The sequence below is a fragment of the Pseudomonas sp. NPDC089752 genome (assembly GCF_044748725.1).
Classification (GTDB): domain Bacteria; phylum Pseudomonadota; class Gammaproteobacteria; order Pseudomonadales; family Pseudomonadaceae; genus Aquipseudomonas.
Genome location: NZ_JBIVGP010000017.1, coordinates 23,399 through 49,371 on the forward strand (window position 1 = coordinate 23,399; position 25,973 = coordinate 49,371).

16 protein-coding genes are annotated in these 25,973 nt (G+C 62.3%); 12 read left to right on the forward strand and 4 right to left on the reverse strand.

Annotated elements, in window-relative coordinates; all coding sequences use genetic code 11:
- Positions 1 to 326 precede the first annotated feature (326 nt).
- The 5 genes from ACIPZF_RS22855 to ACIPZF_RS22875 are packed head-to-tail and all read left to right on the forward strand — an operon-like array spanning position 327 to position 4,629.
- Positions 327 to 1,193: an McbB family protein gene (locus ACIPZF_RS22855; protein WP_400803550.1), complete on the forward strand. Its 867-nt coding sequence runs from the start codon at positions 327 to 329 to the stop codon at positions 1,191 to 1,193.
- On the forward strand, positions 1,190 to 1,981 hold the full coding sequence (locus ACIPZF_RS22860; protein WP_400803553.1) for a SagB/ThcOx family dehydrogenase: 792 nt from the start codon (positions 1,190 to 1,192) through the stop codon (positions 1,979 to 1,981). The genes ACIPZF_RS22855 and ACIPZF_RS22860 overlap by 4 nt, the downstream gene beginning before the upstream one ends.
- Positions 1,982 to 2,012: 31 nt before the next feature.
- Positions 2,013 to 3,185, forward strand: a complete 1,173-nt coding sequence (locus ACIPZF_RS22865; protein ID WP_400803555.1) for a YcaO-like family protein — start codon at positions 2,013 to 2,015, stop codon at positions 3,183 to 3,185.
- Positions 3,182 to 3,928, forward strand: a complete 747-nt coding sequence (locus tag ACIPZF_RS22870) for a hypothetical protein (RefSeq protein WP_400803558.1) — start codon at positions 3,182 to 3,184, stop codon at positions 3,926 to 3,928. Before ACIPZF_RS22865 ends, ACIPZF_RS22870 begins: the two co-directional genes overlap by 4 nt.
- Positions 3,928 to 4,629, forward strand: coding sequence for an ATP-binding cassette domain-containing protein (locus ACIPZF_RS22875; RefSeq protein ID WP_400803560.1), 702 nt, complete (start codon positions 3,928 to 3,930; stop codon positions 4,627 to 4,629). Before ACIPZF_RS22870 ends, ACIPZF_RS22875 begins: the two co-directional genes overlap by 1 nt.
- A gap of 42 nt (positions 4,630 to 4,671) precedes the next feature.
- Here the strand turns inward: ACIPZF_RS22875 and ACIPZF_RS22880 are convergent, their stop codons facing one another.
- On the reverse strand, positions 4,672 to 17,619 hold the full coding sequence (locus ACIPZF_RS22880; protein WP_400803563.1) for a non-ribosomal peptide synthetase: 12,948 nt from the start codon (positions 17,617 to 17,619) through the stop codon (positions 4,672 to 4,674).
- A gap of 306 nt (positions 17,620 to 17,925) precedes the next feature.
- Here ACIPZF_RS22880 and ACIPZF_RS22885 point away from each other — a divergent pair, with 306 nt between their 5' ends.
- Positions 17,926 to 18,456 carry an RNA polymerase factor sigma-70 gene (locus ACIPZF_RS22885; protein ID WP_400803565.1) on the forward strand — a complete coding sequence of 177 codons (531 nt, stop codon included), beginning with the start codon at positions 17,926 to 17,928 and terminating at the stop codon, positions 18,454 to 18,456.
- A 100-nt stretch (positions 18,457 to 18,556) separates the two neighbouring features.
- Here the strand turns inward: ACIPZF_RS22885 and ACIPZF_RS22890 are convergent, their stop codons facing one another.
- A complete protein-coding gene (locus ACIPZF_RS22890; protein ID WP_400803567.1) occupies positions 18,557 to 19,570 on the reverse strand; it encodes a GNAT family N-acetyltransferase in 1,014 nt (337 codons plus the stop codon).
- Between the two features lie 64 nt (positions 19,571 to 19,634).
- Positions 19,635 to 20,435, reverse strand: a complete 801-nt coding sequence (locus ACIPZF_RS22895; protein WP_400803569.1) for a substrate-binding periplasmic protein — start codon at positions 20,433 to 20,435, stop codon at positions 19,635 to 19,637.
- Positions 20,436 to 20,599: 164 nt separating this feature from the next.
- Between ACIPZF_RS22895 and ACIPZF_RS22900 the strand changes: the two genes are divergently transcribed.
- Entirely contained in the window at positions 20,600 to 21,151 is a 552-nt protein-coding gene (locus ACIPZF_RS22900; protein ID WP_400803571.1) for an exonuclease domain-containing protein, read from the forward strand.
- 75 nt (positions 21,152 to 21,226) lie between these two features.
- Positions 21,227 to 21,511 (forward strand): pyrimidine/purine nucleoside phosphorylase, encoded by a 285-nt coding sequence (locus tag ACIPZF_RS22905; RefSeq protein WP_322364316.1) that lies wholly within the window; start codon positions 21,227 to 21,229, stop codon positions 21,509 to 21,511.
- Positions 21,512 to 21,625: 114 nt separating this feature from the next.
- Here ACIPZF_RS22905 and ACIPZF_RS22910 read toward each other — a convergent pair whose 3' ends face one another.
- Positions 21,626 to 22,318: an alpha/beta family hydrolase gene (locus ACIPZF_RS22910; protein WP_400803574.1), complete on the reverse strand. Its 693-nt coding sequence runs from the start codon at positions 22,316 to 22,318 to the stop codon at positions 21,626 to 21,628.
- 51 nt (positions 22,319 to 22,369) lie between these two features.
- Here ACIPZF_RS22910 and ccoN point away from each other — a divergent pair, with 51 nt between their 5' ends.
- From ccoN to ccoP, 4 genes are read left to right on the forward strand one after another with little or no spacing between them, the layout of a single operon-like run.
- Complete coding sequence (gene ccoN, locus ACIPZF_RS22915; protein ID WP_400803577.1) at positions 22,370 to 23,794, forward strand: cytochrome-c oxidase, cbb3-type subunit I; 1,425 nt, start codon at positions 22,370 to 22,372, stop codon at positions 23,792 to 23,794.
- A gap of 13 nt (positions 23,795 to 23,807) precedes the next feature.
- Positions 23,808 to 24,416 (forward strand): cytochrome-c oxidase, cbb3-type subunit II, encoded by a 609-nt coding sequence (ccoO, locus tag ACIPZF_RS22920; protein WP_400803580.1) that lies wholly within the window; start codon positions 23,808 to 23,810, stop codon positions 24,414 to 24,416.
- 5 nt (positions 24,417 to 24,421) lie between these two features.
- Positions 24,422 to 24,613 (forward strand): cbb3-type cytochrome oxidase subunit 3, encoded by a 192-nt coding sequence (locus tag ACIPZF_RS22925; RefSeq protein ID WP_400803683.1) that lies wholly within the window; start codon positions 24,422 to 24,424, stop codon positions 24,611 to 24,613.
- A complete protein-coding gene (ccoP, locus tag ACIPZF_RS22930) occupies positions 24,613 to 25,548 on the forward strand; it encodes a cytochrome-c oxidase, cbb3-type subunit III (protein ID WP_400803581.1) in 936 nt (311 codons plus the stop codon). The genes ACIPZF_RS22925 and ccoP overlap by 1 nt, the downstream gene beginning before the upstream one ends.
- Positions 25,549 to 25,973: the final 425 nt, after the last annotated feature.

Here is a 25,973-nt window from a genome sequence, read left to right on the forward strand (position 1 = left end):
CACCTCTACATGCCCGCACCCTTCGGGCAACAACAAAAATAAGGAGACATTATGGAAACGCAATTTGGCACCAACCTTATGAAACTAACATCCGACCACAATTGCGAAATGGAGGCTGAGTTCTTTGGAGGCTCCGGTGGCGCAGGTGGCTGTGGCGGGAGTGGCGGTTGTGGAGGCGGCGGTGGCTGTAGTGGCGGCAGCGGTGGCTCTGGCGGAAGCGGTGGAAATGCTATCGACACTCACGACAAAACAATCCTCTAACTAGAACGCGCGGGCGCGGCAGGCGATCTTATCGTTCGCGCCCGCAGCTTTGTGGCGGGTGCACTATGAAAACACTGAGAATCTACAACTACGAAATACTAAATTTTGAAGATGAGCCCACAATATTTTCAGCAAGTGGTTTTACAAAAATTACCGAACCCAAACTAACCAGAGCCCTTAAGCGTATTGAGAAAACGCGCTCAAAGTATATTACCCATGATGCATTAGACACCATCTTGACTGAAGAAAACCTTCAACCAGAACGTTCTATCGAATTTCTACAAGCCCTATCAATAATCGGAGAAGAAGCAGCACCACCCTATCTAGAACATACGATCATTTACCATGACTTTGACATCTCCAAAGAGCTAGAAAAATATATCAATGCAAAAACCAATGGAAGTATAGAGCTCAAAAAAATTACAGCGTACGTAGCACAGCAAGCTATCATTCCAACCCTGTTCATACTGGCCTTCACTAAACTTCGCCCAGCAGCGCTCAGATCGATGTATTTCGACTTGGCAAACGTTAACCCCGAAGGCGCGATTAGCATTGGACTCGTCAGCAATAATTATTTTCACTTGACGGAAGCTTACTTACCATCGATTGGAAATCCATGCGCCTTCTGCACACTTGATCGCATAGCACACTACGAAACCCTAAGGACCAGCCAGCATCACTGGAGTAAAATTTGGACCTTTTGCCGCGAAAACCATTTAGATCTCCCCTGCGCACAAATCGATGAACTGCAAAAAAGCCTAATACTCGGCCTTATCATATCGTTCTCAAAAAAACTTACCCAAGCACCGACCCGCAAACTCACACAAGACCAGGTATTGCTATCAAAAACAATAAACCTCGACACAGGATATATTTCTGAAGACATCAGCGTCCACTGGCCCCTTTGCCAATGCCGAGGACCCAAGCCATGATTACAAGTCACGACCAGTATTTAAAATTCAGCGCTACCGACGTCATCGATGAAACCTTGGCATTTCATGCCAAGGGCAACTACATCATCCACAAAGCTACGCAGCACGTGAGCGCTTTGCACCAAATACCATCGAATGAACTCGACGCACTGGCCGGAAAAGAACTTCAACTCAACACGCTTCTCAACAAAAATTGTCACTCACTACTCAAACTCGCCCCCCTTGCGCCAGACCACTTCCTGAACAGAAATAATTCTTGCGAGCGGTTTACCGAGCGGCCTTTGCATTTCAATACTATTCAGTCGCTTCTCGCTCCGCTACTGGTCAAAACAGGATCGACGTATAAGCGAGGCTATCCGAGCGGCGGCGCACTCTATCCGATTGAAGTCTTCTGTATAAATCTGAGCAATAAAATTGAAGGATGGCCAACCAATAGCAACGTTTTACATTTACTGGCATCGTCCAAAACCTTCGAATGTCACAGCCCTGACATCAACCATCAACTTCTATCTCAAACCATCACCCCGCTAAACGATTGTATTGGCTCACCCTCCCTAGCATTAATTTTCTGCATCTATCTACCCAAGGCACTTTTTAAGTACCGACACAGAGGTTACCGACTCAGCTTAATGGAGGCAGGCTCAATGTACATGCTTATAGATCTTCGATGCAAAGAGCTTAACCTTGATAGTAGACCCTGGTCTGGATTCACCGACCACCAGATAACCAAACACCTCAATCTCAATCCAACACTTTTCCTTCCCGCGTGCATTCAATTGATCGGGTAGAACAATGAACCATTATAATGAAATACATCAGATGAGCGCTGCCGATTTTCTATTGCTCCGACCTCACGCAGTCAATCATATGCCCCACAGCGTGGAGTGCGGTAGCCGCTGGCGCACCTACGGCTCAAGCAGTGGCTGGTCCGCAGATGTAATGCAACCTGCATTAGGGGAGCATTTTGAACGAAAACATTTTTACCTTGACGTTCCTGTGCATGACAACAACAAACTTGACAATAGTTTAACGCCTAAAGAATACGAGGAATTTGCAAAAGCATTCTCTCAGACCTCCGCAACAGATATTGGCATCCCCTTACACTTGCATTCCTTTGACCGCACGAATGCTTATAGAGTTACCGACTTCACACAATGCAATATACCGACCGCTTGTATTTCTATTGCGGAATGCAGAAACCCAATCGATAATCGTTTTTATCCAATGAGAGACACCTGCGGGTGCAGTGCGCACTTCAGTGTTGAACGTGCAGTACAGGGCGCACTGAAAGAAAACCTGGAAAGACAATTCCTTCTTCGGTTCTGGCTTACCAAAACTTGCACCGGTAAAATTGGATACCCTGAAGCATGCATATTATTACTCGGAAGCGCATGTTTGAGACTATTCACAGAGCTCATGAACTCCGGAGATCTATGTGCACTAGACCTGACTGATAATCGCTTTCCCGGCAGCTGCATACTTCTTTGCTATGGAAATCAAAATCTTGAAGCGGAAGTGAAATACTGCGCCGGAATGGCCTATGCCGATACGCGACGTTTAGCTTTGGAAAAGGCATTGATCGAATTATGGCAGACGTTTCGCTTCATGCAAGCACTTGACCAAACAAAAGATATGAGCCGCAACTCCCAGGATCCTTATCTAACCCATTTCTTGGCCTGCAATGATTACCGAACTTATCAGAGCATTCTATCCTGCACGGCATCACCACCTATTCAAGCCAAGCACAGTGAAGCGCACCTGACTTTACGAAATCTCCTGCACGCCATCAGGGACCTCGATCTCAATGGTTATCTCTACCTTGCACCCGCGCACCCCAGAGACGCCTGCCTTTATCTATGCAAGTACATATCCCCCAACATTTTTCTTCACATGAACAATTCCAATAATTTGAATATCGATAACACTTACTCAGCACCTTTTCTCCACAACATAATTGCAAGCCAATTATCCCATATGGTTCCCTTCCCATGAAGCAAGCTCTCACACCGCTTACCCTCGACGCCCACAAAACTCTTATCATCACCAGAATATTGATAATGGAGCACTCACGAGAACCCACGGCGCTATTATGGTCCGCCCTTGCCCCCTGTATACTATTCCTCATGACCACGCAGTCGAGCCATCCCCCTCAGCCCTATATCAACTCGGCCGCGTGGTTCTATTCATATATCTCAGCGAGCATCGCCTTTTTCGGATTCAGTTTTTACTTGATAGGCAGAAGAGAAAGCGGCTTTATCCGCTCATTCATTTATGAACGAACAGCAATAAGACGCTTCTTAGTCGCGCACACCCTCAGCTACTCAGCCATCAGCCTTTTTTATGCCTTCTTATTTTACCTGGCAACAAAGCCCTTCTTTGGGAGTTATTCACTAGGCGAATTGCTGCATTTATTAGCCTGCTTCTACACCAGCTACCTCCTCTTTACATGCATCGGCCTTGGCATCGCTTCGTTGCCGATAAAGTTCAACACTGCCAGCACACTATTTTCCCTCATGTCATTTCTCATGCTGATTTCGGGATATGCAGGCACTCTTCAAAGCCAAGGCGTTTCGCATACGTTAGCGCACTACAACCCATTGCACTTCAGCTCTCAGCTCTTTCTTGAAAAATCAATTCCAACCCAGAGCCTCCTCGCTGCATTGACGACTGCATTCGCCGCACTTTACCTCACAGCGCGCTATTTCAGAATACAACCAATCTGGAGCCGATACTGATGCGCTTACTGCAAATAGAAGGCTTAAGCTTTAGTTACTCCCGCACAGCGATCATCGACCAACTGACGCTCCACGCAAACCAAGGTGAAATGATAGGCATACTGGGTTGCAATGGCGCTGGCAAAACAACCCTCTTTGATCTGATAAGCGGAATAAAAACGCCATCACGCGGTAAAATTATAAACCTCGCAAAGCGGCCGACTTACCTTACTCAGATCATCACTCCACCCCCTTTGTTACGAATGAAGGAGGTAGGCAATCTAATCAGCAGCCTCAATGCAAACAACATCCCTTGCCACACCACAATGCTCTCGAAATTACACCAATGGTCGCCATCCCTAGCTAGTCGATACGACGATATATCCCGTAAAAAATCCTCCACCTGCAGTTATGGAGAAATTCGCAGTTTCTTCACACTCACACTACTGCTTTTGAATAGTGACTTGATCATTCTGGACGAACCCACAGCTGGTGTGGACCCAGAATTCCGTCATTACATATGGCTCGGCATCAAAAACGCGTGTAAAGAAGGCGCGAGCGTGTTGATTTCCTCACATTACACCGAGGAAATCACCAACAACTGTGACCGTTTCTACATGCTTGCCAAATGTCGTTTGGAAGCATTCAACAATGGAAAGGAGTTCATGGCACGTCACCGTGCGGCTTCGCTTGACGAAGCATTCATCAATGCCTCGATGTGACACTTCACTGGCGAAAAGGGGCGCATAGCGCCCCTTCGTCCCTCAAAGCCCCTCCAACTCCGCCATCAGATCACTCAACCGATCCACCTTGCCCTCATCCAGCGCACTGTCCTGCAACCCGCGCACATACTCAGCCAACTCCTCGACCGTACTGCACTCGAACATCGCCCGCAGCGGCACATTGAGCTGCAACTGTTTCTGCACCCGCGAGGCAATCTGCGTAGCCAACAGCGAATGCCCGCCCAGTTCGAAGAAGTTGTCATGCACCCCTACCCGCTCGGCCTTGAGCACGTCGGCCCAGATACCGGCGAGTACCTCTTCCAGCTCGTCACGCGGAGCCAGGTAAACCTGGCTGTGCTGGCCGCCGATGTCGATGGCTGGCAGGGCCTTGCGGTCGAGCTTGCCGTTGGCGTTGTGCGGCAGCTTGTCGAACCAGCCCCAGTGGAGCGGCACCATGTACTCCGGCAATTCGGCGCGCAGGCGTTGTTTGACCTGCTCCAGCAGCGCAGCGTCGGCGCTGATGCTCTGGTGGGCCACCAGATAGCCGACCAGGTGCTTGCCGTTGACGCCGTCCTGCACGCCAACAGCGGCATCGCGGATCTCGGCCTGCTCGTGCAGGCGGGCTTCGATTTCGCCCAGCTCGATGCGGTAGCCGCGGATCTTCACTTGGTGGTCGATGCGCCCGACATATTCGAGCACGCCATCCGGCCGTTGCCGCGCCAGGTCGCCGGTGCGGTACAGGCGTTCGCCCGATGCGCCGTGCGGGTGCGGGATGAAGGCCAGGGCAGTGCGCACTGGGTCGCCGACATAGCCACGACCCACGCCGGTACCGGCCACACACAGCTCGCCCACCGCGCCCAACGGCACCAGGGTTTGATCCTCGCCATAGAGATACAGGCGGTTGTTGTCGGTGGGTGTACCGATGGGCAGATAGCTGCCCTGGGTCGAGGCCAGGTCGACGCGGAAGAACGCCACGTCATCGGAGCATTCCGCCGGGCCATAAGCGTTGACCAGGCCGATGTCCGGGTAACGCTGCAGCCATTGCGCGGCCAGCTCTGGCGGCATGGCTTCGCCAGTCGGCAGCATCCAGCGCAGGCCGTCCAGCGCCTGGTGATCGTTGGCCAGCATGCCCTGGATCAGCGAGGGCACGCTTTCCAGCACGGTGATGCCGGTGGCCTGCACATGGGCCAGCAGGCCCTGCGGATCGTGGGCGATGGTGTTGGGCACGATCTCGACCTTGGCGCCGAACAGCGGCGCGGCGAGGAACTGCCAGACCGAGATGTCGAAGCTCTGCGAGGCGGTCTGGGCGATCACATCGTGCTCGCTCAACGCCAGGTACGGCACCTTGCTCAGCTGATTGTTGAGCATGCCGCGCTGCACGACCATCACGCCCTTCGGCAAGCCGGTGGAGCCTGAGGTGTAGATGACGTAGGCGAGGTTGTCCGGGCCGCTGTGGATGCCTGGGTTGTGGCTGGCAATACTGCTCGCCTGCACCTCTTCCCAGACCAGCAGCTGCGGACGGGCGACGCCGGCCAGTTCATCCAGCAGCAGGCGCGCCTGCTCGGCACAGGCCGCGCTGCACACCAGCACCGGCGTGCGGCTGAGTTCGACGATGCGCTGCAGACGCGCCGACGGCAGGCCTGGGTCCAGCGGCAGGTAACCGGCACCGGCCTTGAAGCTGCCGACGATCATGCCCAGCAGCGGCAGGCCGCGCTCGGCCAGCAACGCCACCGGTTGATCGAGGGTCACGCCCGCAGCGACCAGGGCATGGCCCAGGCGGTTGGCCGCAAGATTCAGGCCGGCGTAGTCGTAACTAGCTTCCAGGCAACGGGCCACGGTGCGCTCAGGGTGCGCGGCGACCTGTGCCTCGAACTGCGCCACATAGCTCTGCTCCAGGGCATAGGCGTGTTCGGTGCGGTTGCAGTCGTCGAGCAGGAAGCGCTGTTCGTCCTCACCCAGCAGCGGCAGTTCGCTGACCTCGCCCTCCAAGCCTTGCACCAGCGCCAGCAGCAGGCGCTTGAACTCGGCCAGCAGGCGTTCGACGGTTGCGTAGTCGAAGTAGCGCTGGTCGAACGACAGGTGCAGGCCCAGGTCGTCGCCCGGGTAGCACACGGCGGTCAACGGGAAGTTGGTGTGGGTACGGCCCGAGTCGGAGCTGGCATTCAGGTGCTGGGCGTGGTCGAGCACGGCGGTTTCCACCGGGGCGTTCTCGAACACGAACAGGCTGTTGAACAGTGGCTGGCCCTTGGGCAGCTCGCTGCATTCCTGGATGGTCACCAACGGCAGGTATTCGTACTCGCGCAGCTCCATGTTGCGTTCCAGCAGGCCTTGCAGCCACTGGCGCACGCTGCGGCGTTGGCCCGGCTCGGGCAGTTGCACGCGCAGGGCGATGCTGTTGATGAACAGGCCGACGGTGCGCTGCATCTGCGGCATGCTCACCGGGCGCCCCGCCACGGTCACGCCGAAGGCCACATCGCGCTCGCCGCTATAGCGGGCCAGCACCAGCGCCCAGGCCGCCTGGGCGAAGGTGTTGATGGTCAGCTGGTGGGCCTGGGCCAGTTCGCGCAGGCGCACGCCGTCGCTGACGTCGAGGCGGGTGTAGCAGTCGCCGACGACCATGCCGTCACCGGCGTGATCATTGCGCAGCGGGCGGTCGCTGGGGATCGCCGTGGCGTGTTCGAAGCCGGCCAGGTTGGCCTGCCACCAGCCACGTGCTTCGTCGAGGTCCTGGCGCTGCAGCCAGCCGATGTAGTCGCGGTAGCGCGGCGGCACCGGCAGCTGGGCCTGGCGGCCTTCGCCGAGGGCCTGGTAGAGCTCGAAGAAGTCGTTCATCAGCAGCGAACGGCACCAGGCATCGATGAGGATGTGGTGGTTGCTCATCATGAACCAGTAGCGCTCGTCGTCCACGCGCACCAGGCGCAGGTGGAACGGCGCCTCGCGCAGCAGTTCGAAGCCCGCTTCGCGCTCCTGCTTGTGCAGGGCTTGCAGGCGCTGCTCCTGGGTAGCCTCATCGAGGCCGCGCCAGTCCTGGTAATCCACCGGCGTGTTGCCCGGTTTGTGGATGATCTGCAGCATCGCTTCGCCGGCGCTCCAGCTGAACGATGCGCGCAGCGCCTCGTGGCGCGCTACCACGGCCTGCCAGGCCTGGGCGAAGCGCTGCGGGTCGAGGGCGCTGTTGATGCGGTAGCGGTCCTGCATGTAGTAGATGCCGGTGCCCGGTTCCAGCAGGGTATGCAGCAGCAGGCCCTCCTGCATCGGGGTCAGCGGGTAGACGTCCTCGATCTGCGCGGCCGGGATCGGCAGCGCGTCGATCTGCTCCTGGGTCAGGTGCGCCAGCGGGAAGTCAGAGGGCGTGAAGCTGCCGTTGCCCTCGGCCAGGCAGTGGCCGACCAGGGCCAGCAGTTCCTGACGATAGGCCTCGGCCAGGTTGGCGATGGTCTGTTCGTCGAAACGCTCGCGGCTGTAGGTCCAGCGCAGTTGCAGGGCACCGCCGTAAACCTGGCCGTCGACGCTGAGCCAGTTGGGCAGCGGCGCATCCAGGTCGTGGGCCAGGCCCGCCGGGGCGTCCAGCGGCTGGAACAGCGCCGCGGCGTCGAACTGCTGGTCGAACTGGCCCAGGTAGTTGAAGGTGATGCGTGCCTGGGGCAGCGCAGCCATGCGTTCACGCCCGGCGTCGTCGGCCAGGTAGCGCAGCACGCCATAGCCCTGACCTTTGTGCGGCACCTGACGCAGCTGTTCCTTGATGCGCTTGATCGAGGTGGCGCGGGCGCTGTCGCCCTCACCTGCCTGCGGGTTCAGGCGCAGAGGGTAGGCGTTGGTGAACCAGCCGACGCTGCGGGTCAGGTCCATGTCTTCGAACAGGCCGTCGCGGCCATGGCCTTCGAGCTGAACGAGTACCTCGTCGTCTCCAGTCCAGCGGCACAAGGTGCGCGCCAGGGCGGTCAGCAGCAGGTCGTTGACCTGGGTGTGGTAGGCCGCCGGGGCCTGTTGCAGCAGCTGGCGGGTCTGCTCGACATCCAGGCCGATGGCCAGGGTGTCGGCATGCCGGTGCAGGTTGCCGCCCTGAGGGTGATCGCACGGCAGTTCATGGCGCACATCGCCCAACTGGCCTTGCCACCAGTCCAGCTCATCGCGCAGCGAATCGCTGCCGGCGTAGCTGGCCAGGCGCGCGGCCCAATCGGCCATGGCGTGGGTTTTGGCCGCCAGCGGCTGGCCACGGTAGAGGGCTTGCAGGTCTTCGAGCAGCACGCGCCAGGACACGCCGTCGACCACCAGATGGTGGATCGCCAGCAGCAGGCGCTGGGCGCCCTGCCCGTCACTGACCAGCAAGGCCCTCAGCAGCGGCCCCTGTTCCAGGTCCAGGCTGCGTTGCACGTCGGTGTACAGCGCCTGGCAGTCGTCGAGGTCGGCCACCGTGGCGGTCCACAGCAGTTGCTCGCCGGTCGATGCGGCGAAGTCGCCCTGCCAGCGGCCATTGGCCTGGGTGAAGCGCAGGCGCAGGCTGTCGTGGTGTTCCACCAGTGCATCCAGAGCGCGCTCCAGCAGAGCGCTGTCCAGCGGCTGGCGGGCTTCGAGCAATACCGCCTGGTTCCAGTGCTGCGGCTGGGCCACGTCACTGTCGAAGAACCAGTGCTGAATCGGCGTCAGGGCGCTGCGTCCCTGGCGTTGCGCCTGCTCGATGCTGCTCGGCGCCTCGCTGCGGGTGACCACGGCGGCGAGGGTCTGGATGGTCTGGTGCTGGAACAGGTCACGCGGGGTGAACTGCAGGCCCAGCTGGCGGGCGCGGCTGACCACCTGGATGGACAGGATCGAGTCGCCGCCCAGTTCGAAGAAGTTGTCCTGCACGCCCACGCGGGAGACGTTGAGCACCTCACGCCAGATCTGCGCCAGTTGTTCCTCCAGCTCGTTGGCCGGCGCCTGATAGTGCTGGCGCGCCTGTTCCAGGTCAGGCATCGGCAAGGCGCGGCGGTCGAGCTTGCCGTTGCCCATCAACGGCAGGCTGTCGAGCAGCACCAGGTGCGCCGGCACCATGTAGTCCGGCAGGTGCTGGCGGGCATCGGCCTTGACCGCTTCGCGCAGCTGGGTCTGGGCCTCGCTGTCGGCGCCGGCCTGCTTGCACACCAGGTAGCCCACCAGTTGCTTGCCACCCGGCAGGTCGAGGGCGAGTACTACCGCCTCGTCGACATCGGCATGTTCCTGCAGGCGGCTTTCGATTTCGCCGAGCTCGATGCGGAAGCCGCGGATCTTCACCTGCTGGTCGGCACGGCCGATGTACTCCACCAGGCCGTCGGCGCGCAGGCGCACCAGGTCGCCGGTGCGATACAGGCGCCCGCCGTCATGGCTGAACGGGTCGGCGACGAAGCGCTCGGCACTGAGGCCGGGGCGGTCGTGGTAGCCCTGGGCCAGGCCGGCACCGCCGACGTACAGCTCACCGATGCCACCTTGCGGCAGCAATGCCAGGTCCTCGTCGAGGATGTAAGCGCTGCGGGCGCCGATCACCCGGCCGATCGGCACGCTGCCGGCGTCGGCGGGCAGTGTGTCGGGCGCCACGCAGGCCAGCGGCATCACCACGGTTTCGGTCGGGCCGTAGGCGTTGATGAACTGCTGCGGGACGAAGGCCTGGCGGATGCGCGTCAGGTGCTCGCCGGTCAGCGCTTCGCCGCCGGTGATCACCAGGCGCACCGGCAGTTGCTCGCCCTGCCCGGCCAGATATTGGGCCAGCTGGCTGCCGTAGCTTGGGGTGAAGCCAAGGACGCTGACTTTCTGCTCGCGCACCAGCTGGCAGATCTCTTCGGCGCCCCATTGGCCCTGGGCACGCAGCACCACGCGGGCGCCGCACAGCAGTGGCACCAGCAGGCGTTCGCTGGCGGCGTCGAAGTTGATCGAATAGAAGTGCAGTTCGCAGTCGTCGCTGCGCATGCCGAAGGCGTCGATCACCGCCTGGCAATGCATGGCGATTTCACCGTGGCTGACCACCACGCCTTTGGGCTTGCCGGTGGAGCCGGAGGTGTAGATCAGGTAGGCCGGGTGTTGCGGCAGGTTGAGGTTGTCCAGCGGCGCATCGCTGTAGGCGGACAGGCTCGCGGCATCGTCCTCCAGGCTCCAGCTGGCGACGCCGTCTGGCAACTCACCAAGGGTTTCGAGCAGCGCGCGCTGGCTCAGCAACAGGCCGATGCGGCTGTCCTCGATCATGTAGCGCAGGCGGTCGAGCGGGTATTCCGGGTCGAGCGGCACGTAGGCGCCGCCGGCCTTGAGGATGGCCAGCAGGCCGACGACCATCTCCAGCGAACGCTCCAGGGCCAGGCCCACGCGCACTTGCGGGCCGACACCGCGCTCGCGCAGGGCACGGGCCAGGCGGTTGGCCTGCTGGTCGAGTTCGGCATAGCTCAGGTGCTGGCCGGCGAAGGTCAGCGCACCGGCCTGCGGCGTGCGCGCGGCCTGGGCGGCGAACAGGCCGTGTAGGGTCTGGTCGAGGCCGTAGTGATGTTCGCCTTGCAGCTGGCCGATCATCACTTGCTGTTCGGCGTCGGCCAGCATCGGCAGTTCGCACAGGCGCTGCTCGGGGTTATCGAGCAGGCCAATCAGCAGCTGCTGCCAGTGTTCTGCCATGCGTGCGATGCGCGGCTCGTCGAACAGGTCGCGGCTGTAGGTCAGGCAGCAACCCAGGCGGCCATCGAGGTCGGTGACCTCCAGGTACAGGTCGAACTTGGTGGCGCTGGCGTCGTTGACCAGGTAATCCACCTGCATGCCGGCCAGGTCGCGGCTTTGCTGGAAGGCCCAGCGCTGCACATTGCACATCACCTGGAACAGCGGGTTGTAGGCACTGCTGCGCGGTGGCTGCAGGGCTTCGACCAGCTGGTCGAACGGCAGGTCCTGGTGCGACTGGCCTTCGATCGCGGCCTGGCGCACCTGGTCGAGCAAGGCGCCGACAGTCATCTGCCCGTCCAGCTCGCAACGCAGCACCTGGGTGTTGAGGAAGGCGCCGATCAGCCCTTCGCTTTCCGGGCGGATGCGGTTGGCCACCGGCGCGCCGATGCGCAGGTCGCGTTGGCCGCTGTAGCGGTGCAGCAAGGCGGCCAGGGTGGCGGTCATGGTCATGAACAGGGTCAGGCCGCGCTGGCTGTTGAACGCATGCACGCGGGCGACCAGCGCCGGGTCGAGGTCGAAGCGGTACAGCTCGCCACGGTGGCTCTGCACCGCCGGGCGTGGGCGGTCGGCGGGCAGTGCCATCACCGGATGCTCATCGCCCAGGCGGGCTTTCCAATAGGCCAGCTGACGTGCGCCCTCGCCGCTTTCCAGCCATTGGCGCTGCCACACGCTGTAGTCCAGGTACTGCACCGGCAACGGTTCCAGTGGCGATTCGCGCTCGTCGACGAAGGCTTCGTACAGCTCGCCCAGTTCGCGGGCAAAGATGTCCATGGCCCAGCCTTCGGTGACGATGTGGTGCAAGGTCAGCACGAAGTAATGCTCGCGCTCCTCGGCCTTGACCAGGCAGGCGCGCAGCAGTGGACCGCGCTCCAGGTCGAAGGGCTGGTGCGCCTGTTCATCGGCCAGCTGCTGCAGGCGCTGCTGGCGAGTGGCGGCTGGCAGGTTGCTGAAGTCTTGCCAGTCGAGCTTCACGGCGCTGTGCTCGGCCACGCACTGGTAGGCCACGCCATCGATGGCGGGGAACGTGGTGCGCAGGGTTTCGTGGCGCACGATCAGCGCCTGCAGCGCGCGTTCGAAGGCATCCACATGCAGCGTGCCGCGCAGGCGCGCCATGCCGCCGACGTTGTAGGCCGGGCTGTCCGGTTCCATCTGCCAGAGGAACCACATGCGCTGCTGCGAGTACGACAGCGGCACGGCCTGGCGGCGGTCGACGCGGGCGATCTCGCCTTGCTGGTTGCGCTGGCCGGCATCGCGGATGCGAGCGATCTCGGCGCAGAAGGCGCCCAGTTCGCTGGCCTCGAACAGGGCTTTCAGCGGCAGTTCGACGTCGCAGGCCTGGCGGGTGCGCGAGACGATCTGGGTGGCCAGCAGCGAGTGGCCACCGAGGGCGAAGAAGTCGTCGTGCAGGCCGATGCGCGGCAGGTTGAGCACTTCGCGCCAGATCGCCGCGACCTGCTGTTCAAGCGCCGATTGCGGTTCGACATGTTCACGTTGCTGCCAGACCGGTGCCGGCAGGGCCTTGCGATCGACCTTGCCGCTTGGGCCCAACGGCATGTGCTCCAGCGCGATCAACTGCGCCGGCACCATGTAGGCCGGCAGGCGCTCGGCCAGGTTGGCCAGCAGCGCGTCGGCCTGAGCCGGGCCGCTGTAGTAGCCGACCAGCTGCGCGCCGACGGCGTCCTGATGGATCAGCACCAGCGCCTGTTCGACACCCGGCTGACTGAGCAGGCAGGCCTGGACTTCCTCAGGCTCGACGCGGAAACCTCGGACCTTCACCTGCTGATCGAGACGGCCTAGGTATTCCAGGGCCTCAGCCTGCCAGCGGGCACGGTCGCCACTGCGGTACAGGCGCTCGCCGTTGCCATCGGCCTGGGGCACGAAGCGCTCGGCGGTCAGGCCTGGGCGGCCGAGGTAGCCTCGGGCCAGGCCCGCGCCACCGAGATACAACTCACCCGGCACGCCTGGCGCCGCCAGTTGCAGGTCGGCATCCAGCACGCGGCAGATCACGTTGCCCAGCGGGCGACCGATGGGCGAGCGCTGGCCGTCGTCGGCCTGGCAATGCCAGTGGGTCACGTTGATGGCGGTTTCGGTCGGGCCATAGCGGTTGTGCAGCTGCACCTGCGGCAGCAACTGCAACACGCGGTCACGCAGGTTCGCCGACAGCGCTTCGCCGCCGGAGAACAACCGGCGCAGGCTGGTGCAACCGGCGGCCAGCGGCTCTTGCACGAACACCTGCAACAGCGGAGGCACGAAGTGCAGCGTGGTGACCTGATGCTGCTGCACCAGCGCGGCGATGCGCTGCGGGTCGCGGTGCTCACCGGGGCCTGCGAGCACCAGTTTGCAGCCGGTGATCAGCGGCCAGAAGCACTCCCACACCGACACGTCGAAACTGATCGGCGCCTTCTGCATCAGCACGTCGCTGTCATCCAGCGCGTAGGTGGCCTGCATCCATTGCAGGCGCTCGGCCAGCGCCGCGTGGGTATTGCCCACGCCTTTGGGCTGGCCGGTGGAACCGGAGGTGTAGATCACGTAGGCCAGGTTGTCGCCGTGCAGGTGCAGGCCCGGCGCTTGGCTTGGCCAGCTGTCCAGGTGCAACTGGTCGAGGGCGATGGCGCTGACGCCGTCGACCTGCGGCAAGCTGGCAAGCATGCCGCTGTTGCTCAGCAACAGGCTGGCCTGGCAATCGCGCAGCATGTAGGCCAGGCGTTCGGCCGGGTAGTCGACGTCCAGCGGCACGTAGGCGCCACCGGCCTTGAGGATGGCCAGCAGGCCGACCAGCAGTTGCGGTGAGCGCTCGACGGCGATGGCCACGCAGGTGTCGGGGCCAACGCCCTTGTCGCGCAGGTAATGGGCCAGACGGTTGGCCTGCTGGTGCAGTTCGGCGTAGTCAAGGCTGTCGCCTTCCCAGGCCAGCGCAGTGCGCTCGGGGGTCAGGCGCGCTTGTTCGTTGAGCTGTTCGACCACCAGACGCTGAGGTACCGGCGTCGGTGCCTGGCCCCAGGCCAACAGCTGCTGACGGCCTCGCTCGCTCAGCAAGTCGACATCGCCCAGGGCCAACTGCGGTTGCGCGCTCACCTGTTCGAGCAGCGCCAGCAGGTGCTGGGACAGGCGCTTGACGGTGCCCTCGGCAAACAGTTCGGCGGCATAATCGAAGGCCAGGCTGAGGCGACCCTGGTGGTCTTCTTCACTGTGCAGTTGCAGGTCGAACTTGGCTTCGCGGCTGTGCCACGGCAGCTCTTCGGCCAGCAGGCCTGGCAGCCGGCGCAGCGCCGAGAGGTCGCGCTGCTGGTGGTTGAACATGACCTGGAACAGGCCTTGCTCGCGGGCCTCGGGCAGCGCTTCGAGCAGTTGCTCGAACGGCAGGTCCTGATGGGCCTGGGCGTCGAGTGTGGCCTGGCGCACCTGGGCCAGCAGTGCGCTGAATGGCAGGCGGCCATCCAGTTGCGCGCGCAGCACCTGGGTGTTGATGAAGAAGCCGACCATGCCCTGGGTTTCCTGGCGCGGGCGGTTGGCGTTAGGCACGCCGACGCGGATGTCGCCCTGGCCGGTGTAGCGGTGCAGCAGGCCTTGCCAGGCGGCCAGCAGGACCATGAACAGGCTGGCTTGCTGATCGCGGGCCAGGCCTTTGAGAGCCTCGCTGAGCGGGGCTGGCACTTTCACGTTCAGGCGTGCGGCGCGGTTCGACTGCTGGCTGGAACGGGGATGGTCCGGATGCAGGTCGAGCACCGGCAGGCTATCGCCCAGCTGGGTCTTCCAGTAGTCCAGCTGTCGTGCGCTTTCGCCTTCGGCCAGCCAATGGCGCTGCCAGATGCCATAGTCGGCATAACCCAGCGGCAGCGCCGTCAGCGAGGCTTCCAGGCCCTGGCAACGGGCAGCATAGAGTTTGGCGAATTCGTCGAGCAGGATATTCAGCGACCAGCCATCGGCGACGATGTGATGCAAGGTCACCCACAGCTGATGATCTTCATCGTCCAGCTGCGCCAGGGTCACGCGCAGCAGCGGCCCTTGGGTCAGATCGAACGGTTGCTGGGCTTCGGCTTCGCGGCGCTCGGCCACTTCGCTGGCCGACAACCCTTGCAGGTCGAGGCGCTGCAGATTGAAAGCCTGCTCGGGCAGGATGCGTTGCAGGGCCTGGCCGTCTGCTTCGCTGAACACCGTGCGCAGTGCCTCATGGCGCGCCACCAGGGCCTGGAACGCGGCTTCCAGCGCGGCCTGGTCCAGCTCGCCGCGCAGATGCAGGCCGGCAGGAATGTTGTAGGCCGCCGATTGCGGCTCCAGTTGCCACAGCAGCCACAGGCGGTTCTGCGCCAGCGACTGCGGCAGGGCCTGACCACGGTCGAGGGTGGCGATGGCTGCCGTTTCGCCACCGCCCTTGGCAATGATTGCCGCCACCGCAGCGCTGTAATCGGACAGGGTCGGTGCTTCGAACAAGGTGCGCAGGTTCAGCGCGATACCCAGCTCATCGGCAAGGCGCGCGGTGACCTGGGTGGCGGCGATGGAGTTGCCGCCCAACAGCAGGAAATGGTCGTCGGCGGCGACCGACTCGGCCTTGAGGATCTCGCACCAGATGCCGGCGATGCGGGCCTGCAGGCCATCAGCGGCTGCAGCCGTCTCGGTCGGCTCGGCAGCGCTCGGGAAGCGCGCATAGCAGTCCAGGCTGCCATCATTCATGCGCAGGCGGCACGCCGAGCGCTGCAGCTTGCCGCTGGAGGTCTTGGGCAGCGCGCCCGGGTTGAGCAGCAGGACCACGGCCGGTGCCTGGCGGCAGGCGTCGGCGATGACCTGGCGCAGGGTCTTGATCAGCGCCTCGGGCTTCACCGCCTTCTGCACGTTGCGGCTGACTTCCACCGCCACGCCGATGCCCTCCTCGCCCTGGTCGTCGACGGCGAACACCGCGACACGGCCCTTGCGCAGCACGTCGACTTCACGCTCCAGGGTTTTTTCCAGGTCCTGCGGGTACAGGTTCTGACCGCGCACGATGAGCATGTCCTTCAGGCGCCCGGTGACGAACACTTCGCCGTCGCGCATGAAGCCCAGGTCGCCGGTACGCAGCCAGGTCTGGCCGTCCATTTCGACGAAGGTGCGGGCACTGGCTTCGGGGTTGCGCCAGTAACCCAGGGCGATGCTCGGGCCACCGGCCCAGATCTCACCGACCAGGTTGTCATCCAGCACTTCCAGTCGCTGCGGCTCGACGATGCGCACCGCATGGCCGGGCTGCGGGTAGCCGCAGCTCATCAGCACGCTGCCCTTGCCGGTTTCGGCGCGATTGGCGGCAAACGCCTCGGCGTCGATTTCCAGCGCGCCGATGCCCTGGCCACGACGGCTGCCGCTGACGAACAGGGTGGCTTCGGCCAGGCCATAGCTGGCGAAGAAGCTGCTCGGGGTGAAGCCGCAAGCGGCAAATTTTCCGGCGAAGGTGTCCAAGCTGTCCTGGCGGATCGGCTCGGAGCCCGAATAAGCCACGCGCCAACGGCTAAGGTCGAGGCTGGCCAGGGCCGCTTCGCTGACCCGCTCGCTGCACAGTCGGTAGGCGAAGTCCGGCCCGCCGCTGATGGTGCCGCCGTACTCACTGATCGCCTGCAACCAGCGCTGCGGCCGGGCTAGGAAGTAGCCAGGCGACATCAGCACGCACGGCACGCCGCTGAAGATCGGCTGCAGCAGCCCGCCGATCAGGCCCATGTCGTGGTACAGCGGCAACCAGCTGACGATCACATCGTCGGGGTTGAGGTCGATGCCAAACCCCTGGCGGATCAGTTGCTCGTTGGCCACCAGGTTGCCGTGGCTGACCTGCACGCCCTTGGGCAGCGCGGTGGAACCAGAGGTGTACTGGAGGAAGGCGATGTCGTCGCCAGCCAGCGCAGGTTCGCGCCAGGCACTCGCCAACGCCGGGTCCAGGCCATCCACCGCCAGCAGTTCGGGGGCGTTGTCGGCGGCCAGGGCTGGCAGGCCCTGCAAACCGTCATGTAGCGCTGCCACAGTCAGCAACAGGCGCGGCTCGGCGTCGTCGATGATCGACAGCAGACGCTCCTGGTGATGCTGGCGCGAGGACTCCGGCGGATAGGCCGGCACGGCGATCACCCCGGCGTACAGGCAACCAAAGAACGCCGCCACGTAATCCGGACCACTGGGGAACAGCAGCACGGCACGGTCACCGAACGCGGCGCGGCTCTGCAAGGCGGCGGCGATGGTGCGCGCGCGCAGGTCCAGGTCGCGATAGCTGAGCACGGCCTGCTCGCCTGGGGCATCGGCCAAGAAGCGCAAGGCGATGCGGTCCGGGGTCTGCGCGGCGCGTTGCGCGAGGGCCTGGACCAGCGAGAGCGGGAGTTCGAAGGCGTCCGTCATGGGGTGTTCCTGCCAGTGTCTGGATAAGTCGGGCCGGTTGCCCCGCGCAAGGTCGGCGGGCAGCATTCGGCGGCCGGATGTACAGAGGGGAACGGACGGGCGAGGGAAGAAATTACCGAGAGACGGAGGCTTTGTCGGCGGTGAAAGGTGAACCGCGTCACGCTCGACTGCTTAGAACCGAAACTAATGGATACTCATTAACTTTCGTATTTGACAATCATTATCATTCTGAATAGTTTGTCGCACGTCGCAGGCAGCTTCCCCATGAGGGGTGCTCCTATTCCCCTCTGAGACAAGGTGATTTCCATGGCGGAACAACTATCCACAAGTAAGTGCGATTCACCATTACTCCAGGCGTTCGTCGACAACCGCAGAATCCTGGTCAAGATCGCGGCGCGCATCACTGGCTGCCGCTCGCGTGCCGAGGATGTGGTGCAGGACGCCTTCTTCCGGCTCAGCGCCGCCCCGCAGATCACCTCCTCGTTCAAGGCCCAGCTCAGCTACCTGTTCCAGATCGTGCGCAACCTGGCCATCGACCATTACCGCAAGCAGGCGATGGAGCTGAGGTATTCGGGCAGCGAAGAAGAGGGCCTGAACGTGGTGATCCCGAACGCCTCGCCGGAAGCCACGCATATCAACCTGGCCGCGCTCGAGCACATTGCCGAGGCGCTCAACGAACTGCCCCAGCGCACTCGCTACGCCTTCGAAATGTATCGCCTGCACGGCGTGCCGCAGAAAGACATCGCCAAGGAGCTGGGGGTGTCGCCGACGCTGGTCAACTTCATGATTCGTGATGCGCTGGTGCACTGCCGCAAGACTGCCAGCCGGCAAGCCTGATCGATCGGTGTCGCCCTTTTCGCGGGGCAAGCCCGCTCCCACAGCGATCACACCCCATCCTGTGGGAGCGGGCTTGCCCCGCGAAAAAGGCGACGCGGTCTCAGACTAATTTGCAGCGATCGAAAAACCGCTCCCGCCCCAGAATCATCAGCGCCGCGCGCTTGTGCGGGAAGTCGAATTCCTTGTCGCAGTGGAAGCACTGGTCGTGCATGTAGCCGATCATCTTGCCGTTGTCGGCACGCGGTTCGGCGACCACCCGCTGGGTGCGCGGATCATCCAGGAACAGATAGTGCACCAGTGCCGACAGCCAGCTGGCCACCTTGTGCGGCCCACGGTGCGCCTCCTCCCCCACCAGCATGTGGATGCCACGGTCGTAGTCGTCGGCCGAATAGAACGGCGCGATGCGGTCCTCCTTGGCCCAGTACGCCTCGAAGTAGGCGAACGGCTGATCATCGAAGCAGCCGATCAAGGTGACGGTATGCGGGTCGGCGTCCAGCTTGGCCAGGTACTCACGGTGCTGCTCCAGTGATCCGCCCTCCTGCCAGAACTGCTCCACGCGCGGGTTGTTCTGCCAGCGGTTGAAGCGCTCCAGGTCCTGGTCGATCTCCAAGGTACGCAGCGATACCCAGCTACCCAGGCGCGCATCAAAGCGCCGGTAGACCTCGCCACGGGGCTTGGGCGCACGGCGTGGGTGGCGTTTGCCGTTGCTGATCTGCATCTGTTGCGGATAGCTGCCGCTGATGGCCTGGCCGAGCCATGGCTGGGGCAACTGCCAGAACAGAGTGCGCTCGCACAGGTACACGCCCGCCTGCTCGGTGATCAGTAACAGGCCGCTGGCAAGTGCCTCCGGCACCGCCTTGGGCAGGTGCCAGGCCAGGCGCTGGCGGGCTGGGTCGCGCGACAGCAGCCAATAGCAGGCAGCCCACAGGGCCTGCTGCGGGCGCTCCGGGCATAGGTTTTCAACGTGCACCGCGAGGGTCGCGCCAGGTTCCAGGCGCACCTGAATCAATGGCCGGCCCTCGAGGGTCAGGCTCAACCAGCAATCACCCTCGTCGGCAGCGAGGCTGCGCCAGCGTGGCGCGCAAAGGGGCTGTGAAGCGGCATCGAACGGCATGGGCAGGGCTCACAGAAAATGAAAAGGAGGCTCACTGCTGAAAACGTGGCGGAGCCCGAGGAATTTAGTCCTGCGGCGCGGCGACGGTGATGCGATAGGGCTGGAAGATACGGGCCAGCTCTCCGTTGTCGCGGAGCTGGCGCAACAGGTCGGCGAATTGCGCACCCGTGATGGCCGCTTCCGGGCGCAACAGCGCGTAGTGGTGGTAGGTCTGATCGATACGCGTGGAGGGAACCAGCTGGCTGGAGCTGGTCGGGTTGCGCTTGAGGAAATCGCTGAGGTAGGACCGGGTCACCAAGGCGATGTCGGCACGGCCGGCCTGGACCATCAGCAGGTTGCTGTCGTGAGAATAAGTCAGCGTGGCGTTGTAGGTTTTGCGCAGGTAGGCAGGGTCGGAATTGAATCCGGCGAACGCGTAGTGATAGCCATTGAACAGCGCCAGGCGCTTGCCGGCCAGGTCATCGAAGTAGCGCTGGTCGCGGCCGTCGAGCTTCTTGGCGACGAACACTTCGGCGTCTTCCAGGCCCATGTCCACCGTCTGATGGGGAATCTGCTGCCAGCCCCATTCAGGGTTCTCGAAAATGGCCATGTCGGTGCGGCCCTGCTGGAAATCACCGAAGCGGCGCTGGATCGAGGTGGGCACCAGCACGAAGCGGTAATCCTGCTGCAGCCGATTCAATGCCTCGACCAACTGCGGCAACAGGCCGGTGTCGGCGCCCTGCTCGGGGCGCACGGTGTACGGCGGAAAATGCGCAGCGCCAATCTTCACATCAAGGGCGGAACTAGCCCAGGCCGGCACCGCCAGCCATACCGCAGCCAGCATCATCAGGGTGGAGATAGCCTTCAGGCCGGGCGCTGGAGTCAAGACGGACACTCATCACGGTTCATACCTGGATGCGCCCTAAGCTAGGCGTTTTCCCAGCTCGGCACAACTGCTGGTTATGCCAAAGTGAGGGCATTATGCCAGGGGATGCCGTGTGGCCCGACATTGGCTACGCTGCTCTAGCATGAATGGCGAGGGAGCCTGGTATGGGCCACTGGTTGGTGATCGACCTGGAAGCCACCACCGATGATGGTGGCTGGCCGGTGACGGAGATGGAAATCATAGAAATCGGCGCCAGCCTGGTGACCCGTGACGGCCGCGAGGTGGACCACTTCCAGCGCTTCGTGCGGCCCCGGCGGCGGCCACAATTGACGCCATTCTGCCGCGAGCTGACGCACATCAGCCAGGCCGATGTCGACAGTGCCGCGGCGTTCCCGCAGGTGTGGGCGCGCTTTGAACGCTGGCTGGGCCACCACCGCGGGCAGTTGCAGGCGTGGGTCAGCTGGGGCGATTACGACCGCCAGCAACTGCTGCAGGAATGGCAGCAACATGAACTCGACAGCCTGCTGCGCAAGCTGCCGCACATCAATCTCAAGCAGCGCTTTGCAAAAGCCCGCCACCTGCAGCGCCCGGCCGGGCTCAACGGCGCGCTGCAGCTGGCCGGCATGCACTTTTGCGGGCAGCAGCACCGGGCCCTGGAGGATGCGCGCAATACTGCGCGGCTGCTGCCGTTGAGCCTGCCCGCCAATGCCCCCTGAAAGCAGATGACGGCGGGAAGGGGCTTGGGCATACTGGCCAGCCCTTTTTTCCATCCCCTTTTCAGGAGTCGCCCCATGTTCAAGGTCAACGAATACTTCGATGGTACCGTCAAGTCGATCGCCTTCGAAGGCACTGAAGGCCCGGCCACCGTCGGCGTGATGGCACCGGGCGAATACGAATTCGGCACCGCCAAGCGCGAAATCATGCACGTGGTGTCGGGTGCGCTGACCGTCAAGCTGCCGGGTAGCGACAACTGGGAAACCTTCAATGCCGGCGACAAGTTCAATGTGGCGGCGGACAGCAAGTTCCAGCTGCAGGTGAAGGTGGATACTGCCTACCTGTGCGAGTATCGCGACTAAGCGCAAGCCTGCACCGGCCTTTTCGCGGGCAAGCCCGCTCCCACAGGTACCCCACTGGGTCTTGATACAGGTGGGGTACCTGTGGGAGCGGGCTTGCCCGCGAAGAAAACAACACTATTTCAACAAGAACTCTGCAACTTTCTCAGCCGCCGCCTGCAAATGCTGCTCATGACTGAACCCCGAAGCCTTCAGCGGTTTCAGGTCATGATCCCCCGCCACCAGCCAGCTCACCTCGATCGACGGTGACAACGCATACCCTGCAACCGCCTCACGATTCCCCAGCGCATCGCGCTCACCCTGAACGATCAGCGTTGGTGTAGACAACCCCGCCAAGTGCTCGACCCGTGGCTTCTCCGGCTTGCCCACCGCATAGAACGGATACCCCAGGCACACCAGCGCATCCGCGCCCAGTTCATCCGCCAACAAACTGGCCATGCGCCCGCCCATCGACTTGCCGCCAATCGCCAGCCTGCCCGTGACCAAAGGTCGCACCTGCCGGTACACCTCGCGCCAGCATTCGAGCAGCACCTTCTGTGGATTGGGCGGGCGCTTGCTCCCCCCCGCCCTGCGCTCGGCCATGTAGGGAAACTCGAAGCGAACCACGCCAACCCCAAGCGCCGCCAGCCTTTGCGCTATTTCATCCATGAACCCGCTGTCCATCGGCGCACCCGCGCCATGGGCCAGGATCAGGCATGGCGCAGCGCGGCTATCGCCCTGATTCCGTGGAGGATCGCAGAGCAAGCCTGGGACATTTGCGATCTTCGCCCATTGATCCCCGTCAATACCGGCACTTTGCCCATCTCTCATTCTTGCCTCGTTTCATAGCCTGCCAAAATAACCGTGGATGGGAACCCATACATGAACACAACCAGCAGTACCGCCTATAACTACAAGGTGGTCCGCCAATTCGCCATCATGACGGTGGTGTGGGGAATCGTCGGGATGGGGCTCGGCGTCTTCATCGCCGCCCAGCTCGCCTGGCCTTCCCTCAACTTCGACCTCCCCTGGACCAGCTTCGGCCGCCTGCGCCCACTGCATACCAATGCGGTGATCTTCGCCTTCGGCGGCTGCGCGTTGTTCGCCACGTCCTATTATTCGGTGCAACGCACCTGCCAGACCACCCTGTTTTCGCCCAAACTTGCGGCGTTCACCTTCTGGGGCTGGCAACTGGTGATCCTGCTGGCGGCCATTAGCCTGCCGCTGGGCTACACCAGCTCCAAGGAATACGCTGAACTGGAATGGCCGATCGACATCCTGATCACCATCGTCTGGGTCGCCTACGCCATCGTGTTCTTCGGCACGCTGATGAAACGCACCACCAAGCACATCTACGTGGGCAACTGGTTCTTCGGCGCGTTCATCCTGACCGTGGCGTTGCTGCACATCGTCAACAACCTGGAGCTGCCGGTCAGCCTGACCAAGTCGTACTCGGTATATGCCGGGGCCACCGATGCCATGGTGCAGTGGTGGTACGGCCACAACGCCGTGGGCTTCTTCCTTACCGCCGGCTTCCTCGGGATGATGTACTACTACGTGCCCAAGCAGGCCGAACGCCCGGTGTATTCCTATCGCCTGTCGATCGTCCACTTCTGGGCGCTGATCACCCTGTACATCTGGGCCGGCCCCCACCACCTGCACTACACCGCGCTGCCCGACTGGGCGCAGTCGCTGGGCATGGTGATGTCGCTGATTCTGCTGGCACCGAGCTGGGGCGGCATGATCAACGGCATGATGACCCTGTCGGGGGCCTGGCACAAACTGCGCAGCGACCCGATCCTGCGTTTCCTGGTGGTGTCGCTGGCGTTCTACGGCATGTCCACCTTCGAAGGCCCGATGATGGCCATCAAGACCGTCAACGCCCTGTCCCACTACACCGACTGGACCATCGGCCACGTGCATGCCGGCGCCCTCGGCTGGGTGGCGATGATCTCGATCGGCGCGCTGTACCACACCATCCCGGTGGTGTTCGGCAAACAGCGCATGTACAGCCTGGGCCTGATCAACGCGCACTTCTGGCTGGCGACCATCGGCACCGTGCTGTACATCGCCTCGATGTGGGTCAACGGCATCGCCCAGGGCCTGATGTGGCGCGCGGTCAACAGCGACGGCACGCTCACCTACTCGTTCGTGGAAACCCTGGTGGCCAGCCACCCGGGCTTCATCGTGCGTTTCGTCGGTGGCGCGATCTTCCTCAGTGGCATGTTCCTGATGGCCTGGAACACCTGGCGCACCGTGCGTGCACCGGCCACCGAAGCCGCCCCTGCCAACGCCCAGCTGGCCTGAGGAGACCCGCCTGATGAAACATGAAGTGATCGAGAAAAACGTAGGCCTGCTGGCCCTGCTGATGGTGTTCGCCGTCAGCATCGGCGGCCTGACCCAGATCGTCCCGCTGTTCTTCCAGGACGTCACCAACAAGCCGGTCGAAGGCATGAAGCCCTACACCGCGCTGCAACTGGAGGGCCGCGACATCTATATCCGCGAAGGCTGCGTGGGCTGCCACTCGCAGATGATCCGCCCGTTCCGCGCCGAAACCGAGCGCTACGGCCACTACTCGGTGGCCGGTGAAAGCGTGTGGGACCACCCGTTCCTGTGGGGCTCCAAGCGCACCGGGCCGGACCTGGCGCGCGTTGGCGGCCGTTACTCCGATGACTGGCACCGCGCGCACCTGTACAACCCGCGCAACGTGGTGCCGGAGTCGAAGATGCCGGCCTACCCGTGGCTGGTCGCCGCGCAGGTCGACAACAGCCACACCGACACCAAGATGCGTACCCTGCGCACCCTTGGCGTGCCGTACAGCGACGCGGACATTGCCGGCGCCCGCGACGCGGTCAAGGGCAAGACCGAAATGGACGCGCTGGTCGCCTACCTGCAGGTGCTCGGCACCGCGATCAAGAACAAGAGGTGAGTGCGATGGACATGGACATCGGCATGATCCGCGGCCTGGGCACCCTGGTGGTGATGATCGCTTTCATCGGCCTCACGCTGTGGGTGTTCAACCGTCGCCGCGACCGTGATTTCGCCGAAGCGCGCCTGCTGCCCTTCGTCGACGACCGCCAGCCCGCTGCCGGGCAGGCACCTGCTGCAAAAAGGAGTAACGGGTAATGACCACCTTCTGGAGTACGTACATCAGCGTACTGACCATTGGCAGCCTGATCGGCCTGACCTGGTTGCTGCTGTCGACCCGCAAGGGCCAAAGCAACAGCACCACCGACCAGACCATGGGCCACAGCTTCGATGGCATCGAGGAATACGACAACCCGCTGCCCAAGTGGTGGTTCTACTTGTTCGTCGGCACCTTGGTGTTCGGCGCCGGCTACCTGGTGCTGTACCCCGGCTTGGGCAACTGGAAAGGCATCCTGCCAGGCTACGAGAACGGCTGGACCGGCGTTAATGAATGGCAAAAGGAAATGGACAAGGCCGACGCCAAGTTCGGGCCGATCTTCGCCAAGTACGCGGCCATGCCCGTCGAGGAAGTGGCCAAGGACCCGCAGGCGTTGAAGATGGGCGGCCGCCTGTTCGCTTCCAACTGCGCGGTGTGCCACGGCTCGGACGCCAAAGGCGCCTATGGCTTCCCCAACCTGACCGACACCGACTGGCGCTGGGGCGGCGAGCCCGAGACCATCAAGGCCTCGATCATGAACGGCCGCCACGGGGTGATGCCTGCGTGGGCCGAGGTGATTGGCGAACAGGGCGTGGCTGATGTCGCCGCCTATGTGCTGACCAACCTCGATGGCCGCAGCCTGCCGGAAGGCGCCAAGGCCGACGTGGCCAAGGGCAAGGAAATCTTTGCCGGCAACTGCGTGGCCTGTCATGGGCCTGAGGGTAATGGCACGCCGGCCATGGGTGCGCCGAACCTGAATCACCCGCAGGCGTTTATCTATGGGTCGAGTTTCGCTCAGTTGCAGCAGACCATTCGCTATGGGCGCCAGGGGCAGATGCCGGCGCAGGTGGAGATTCAGGGGAATGACAAGGTGCATTTGTTGGCGGCTTATGTGTATAGCCTTTCGCAAGACGCTGAATCGGTGACTGCCCAATGAGTATGACGGAAGCGTTTCGTCGCCTGTGAGATCGAGCGCCGCCCGCGCGGCGCTCGATCTACGACGCGCTACAAACCTCAAGACTTACGCCCCCAAGCCCATCCCCCTCCCCTTGCACCCCCCCCCAACCGAACTAAGCTTGTTGCCTCAGTGGGCTTCGCTATCAATCCAGCGAAGCAGACGCGGCGCATCGCCTGACGCCGCCCGCAAAAAAAGCTTGACCGTTCGATCAGAAAAAGGTGAAAAACGGTACACATTACAAATATTTATTTGTGTACAATCGCCCAGACCCAATTGCCGCGGGACATCGGCAAACGGGCCCGGACACGGGTCGGCGCAAGTCTTCTTGCGTTGCCATAACCCTGGTGGTTATCGATACTGGCGCCGATTTTTCAACCAACAAGAACACCAAAACCGTGGAACCT

Excerpts from the sequence above, each read along its gene's own strand:
- ACIPZF_RS22880 (WP_400803563.1), bottom strand. The coding sequence starts at position 17,619 with ATGACGGACGCCTTCGAACTCCCGCTCTCGCTGGTCCAGGCCCTCGCG.
- ACIPZF_RS22875 (WP_400803560.1), top strand. The coding sequence starts at position 3,928 with ATGCGCTTACTGCAAATAGAAGGCTTAAGCTTTAGTTACTCCCGCACA.
- ccoP (WP_400803581.1), top strand. The coding sequence starts at position 24,613 with ATGACCACCTTCTGGAGTACGTACATCAGCGTACTGACCATTGGCAGC.
- ACIPZF_RS22885 (WP_400803565.1), top strand. The coding sequence starts at position 17,926 with ATGGCGGAACAACTATCCACAAGTAAGTGCGATTCACCATTACTCCAG.
- ACIPZF_RS22860 (WP_400803553.1), top strand. The coding sequence starts at position 1,190 with ATGATTACAAGTCACGACCAGTATTTAAAATTCAGCGCTACCGACGTC.
- ccoO (WP_400803580.1), top strand. The coding sequence starts at position 23,808 with ATGAAACATGAAGTGATCGAGAAAAACGTAGGCCTGCTGGCCCTGCTG.
- ACIPZF_RS22900 (WP_400803571.1), top strand. The coding sequence starts at position 20,600 with ATGGGCCACTGGTTGGTGATCGACCTGGAAGCCACCACCGATGATGGT.
- ACIPZF_RS22855 (WP_400803550.1), top strand. The coding sequence starts at position 327 with ATGAAAACACTGAGAATCTACAACTACGAAATACTAAATTTTGAAGAT.
- ACIPZF_RS22865 (WP_400803555.1), top strand. The coding sequence starts at position 2,013 with ATGAGCGCTGCCGATTTTCTATTGCTCCGACCTCACGCAGTCAATCAT.
- ACIPZF_RS22870 (WP_400803558.1), top strand. The coding sequence starts at position 3,182 with ATGAAGCAAGCTCTCACACCGCTTACCCTCGACGCCCACAAAACTCTT.
- ccoN (WP_400803577.1), top strand. The coding sequence starts at position 22,370 with ATGAACACAACCAGCAGTACCGCCTATAACTACAAGGTGGTCCGCCAA.
- ACIPZF_RS22905 (WP_322364316.1), top strand. The coding sequence starts at position 21,227 with ATGTTCAAGGTCAACGAATACTTCGATGGTACCGTCAAGTCGATCGCC.
- ACIPZF_RS22890 (WP_400803567.1), bottom strand. The coding sequence starts at position 19,570 with ATGCCGTTCGATGCCGCTTCACAGCCCCTTTGCGCGCCACGCTGGCGC.
- ACIPZF_RS22925 (WP_400803683.1), top strand. The coding sequence starts at position 24,422 with ATGGACATGGACATCGGCATGATCCGCGGCCTGGGCACCCTGGTGGTG.
- ACIPZF_RS22910 (WP_400803574.1), bottom strand. The coding sequence starts at position 22,318 with ATGAGAGATGGGCAAAGTGCCGGTATTGACGGGGATCAATGGGCGAAG.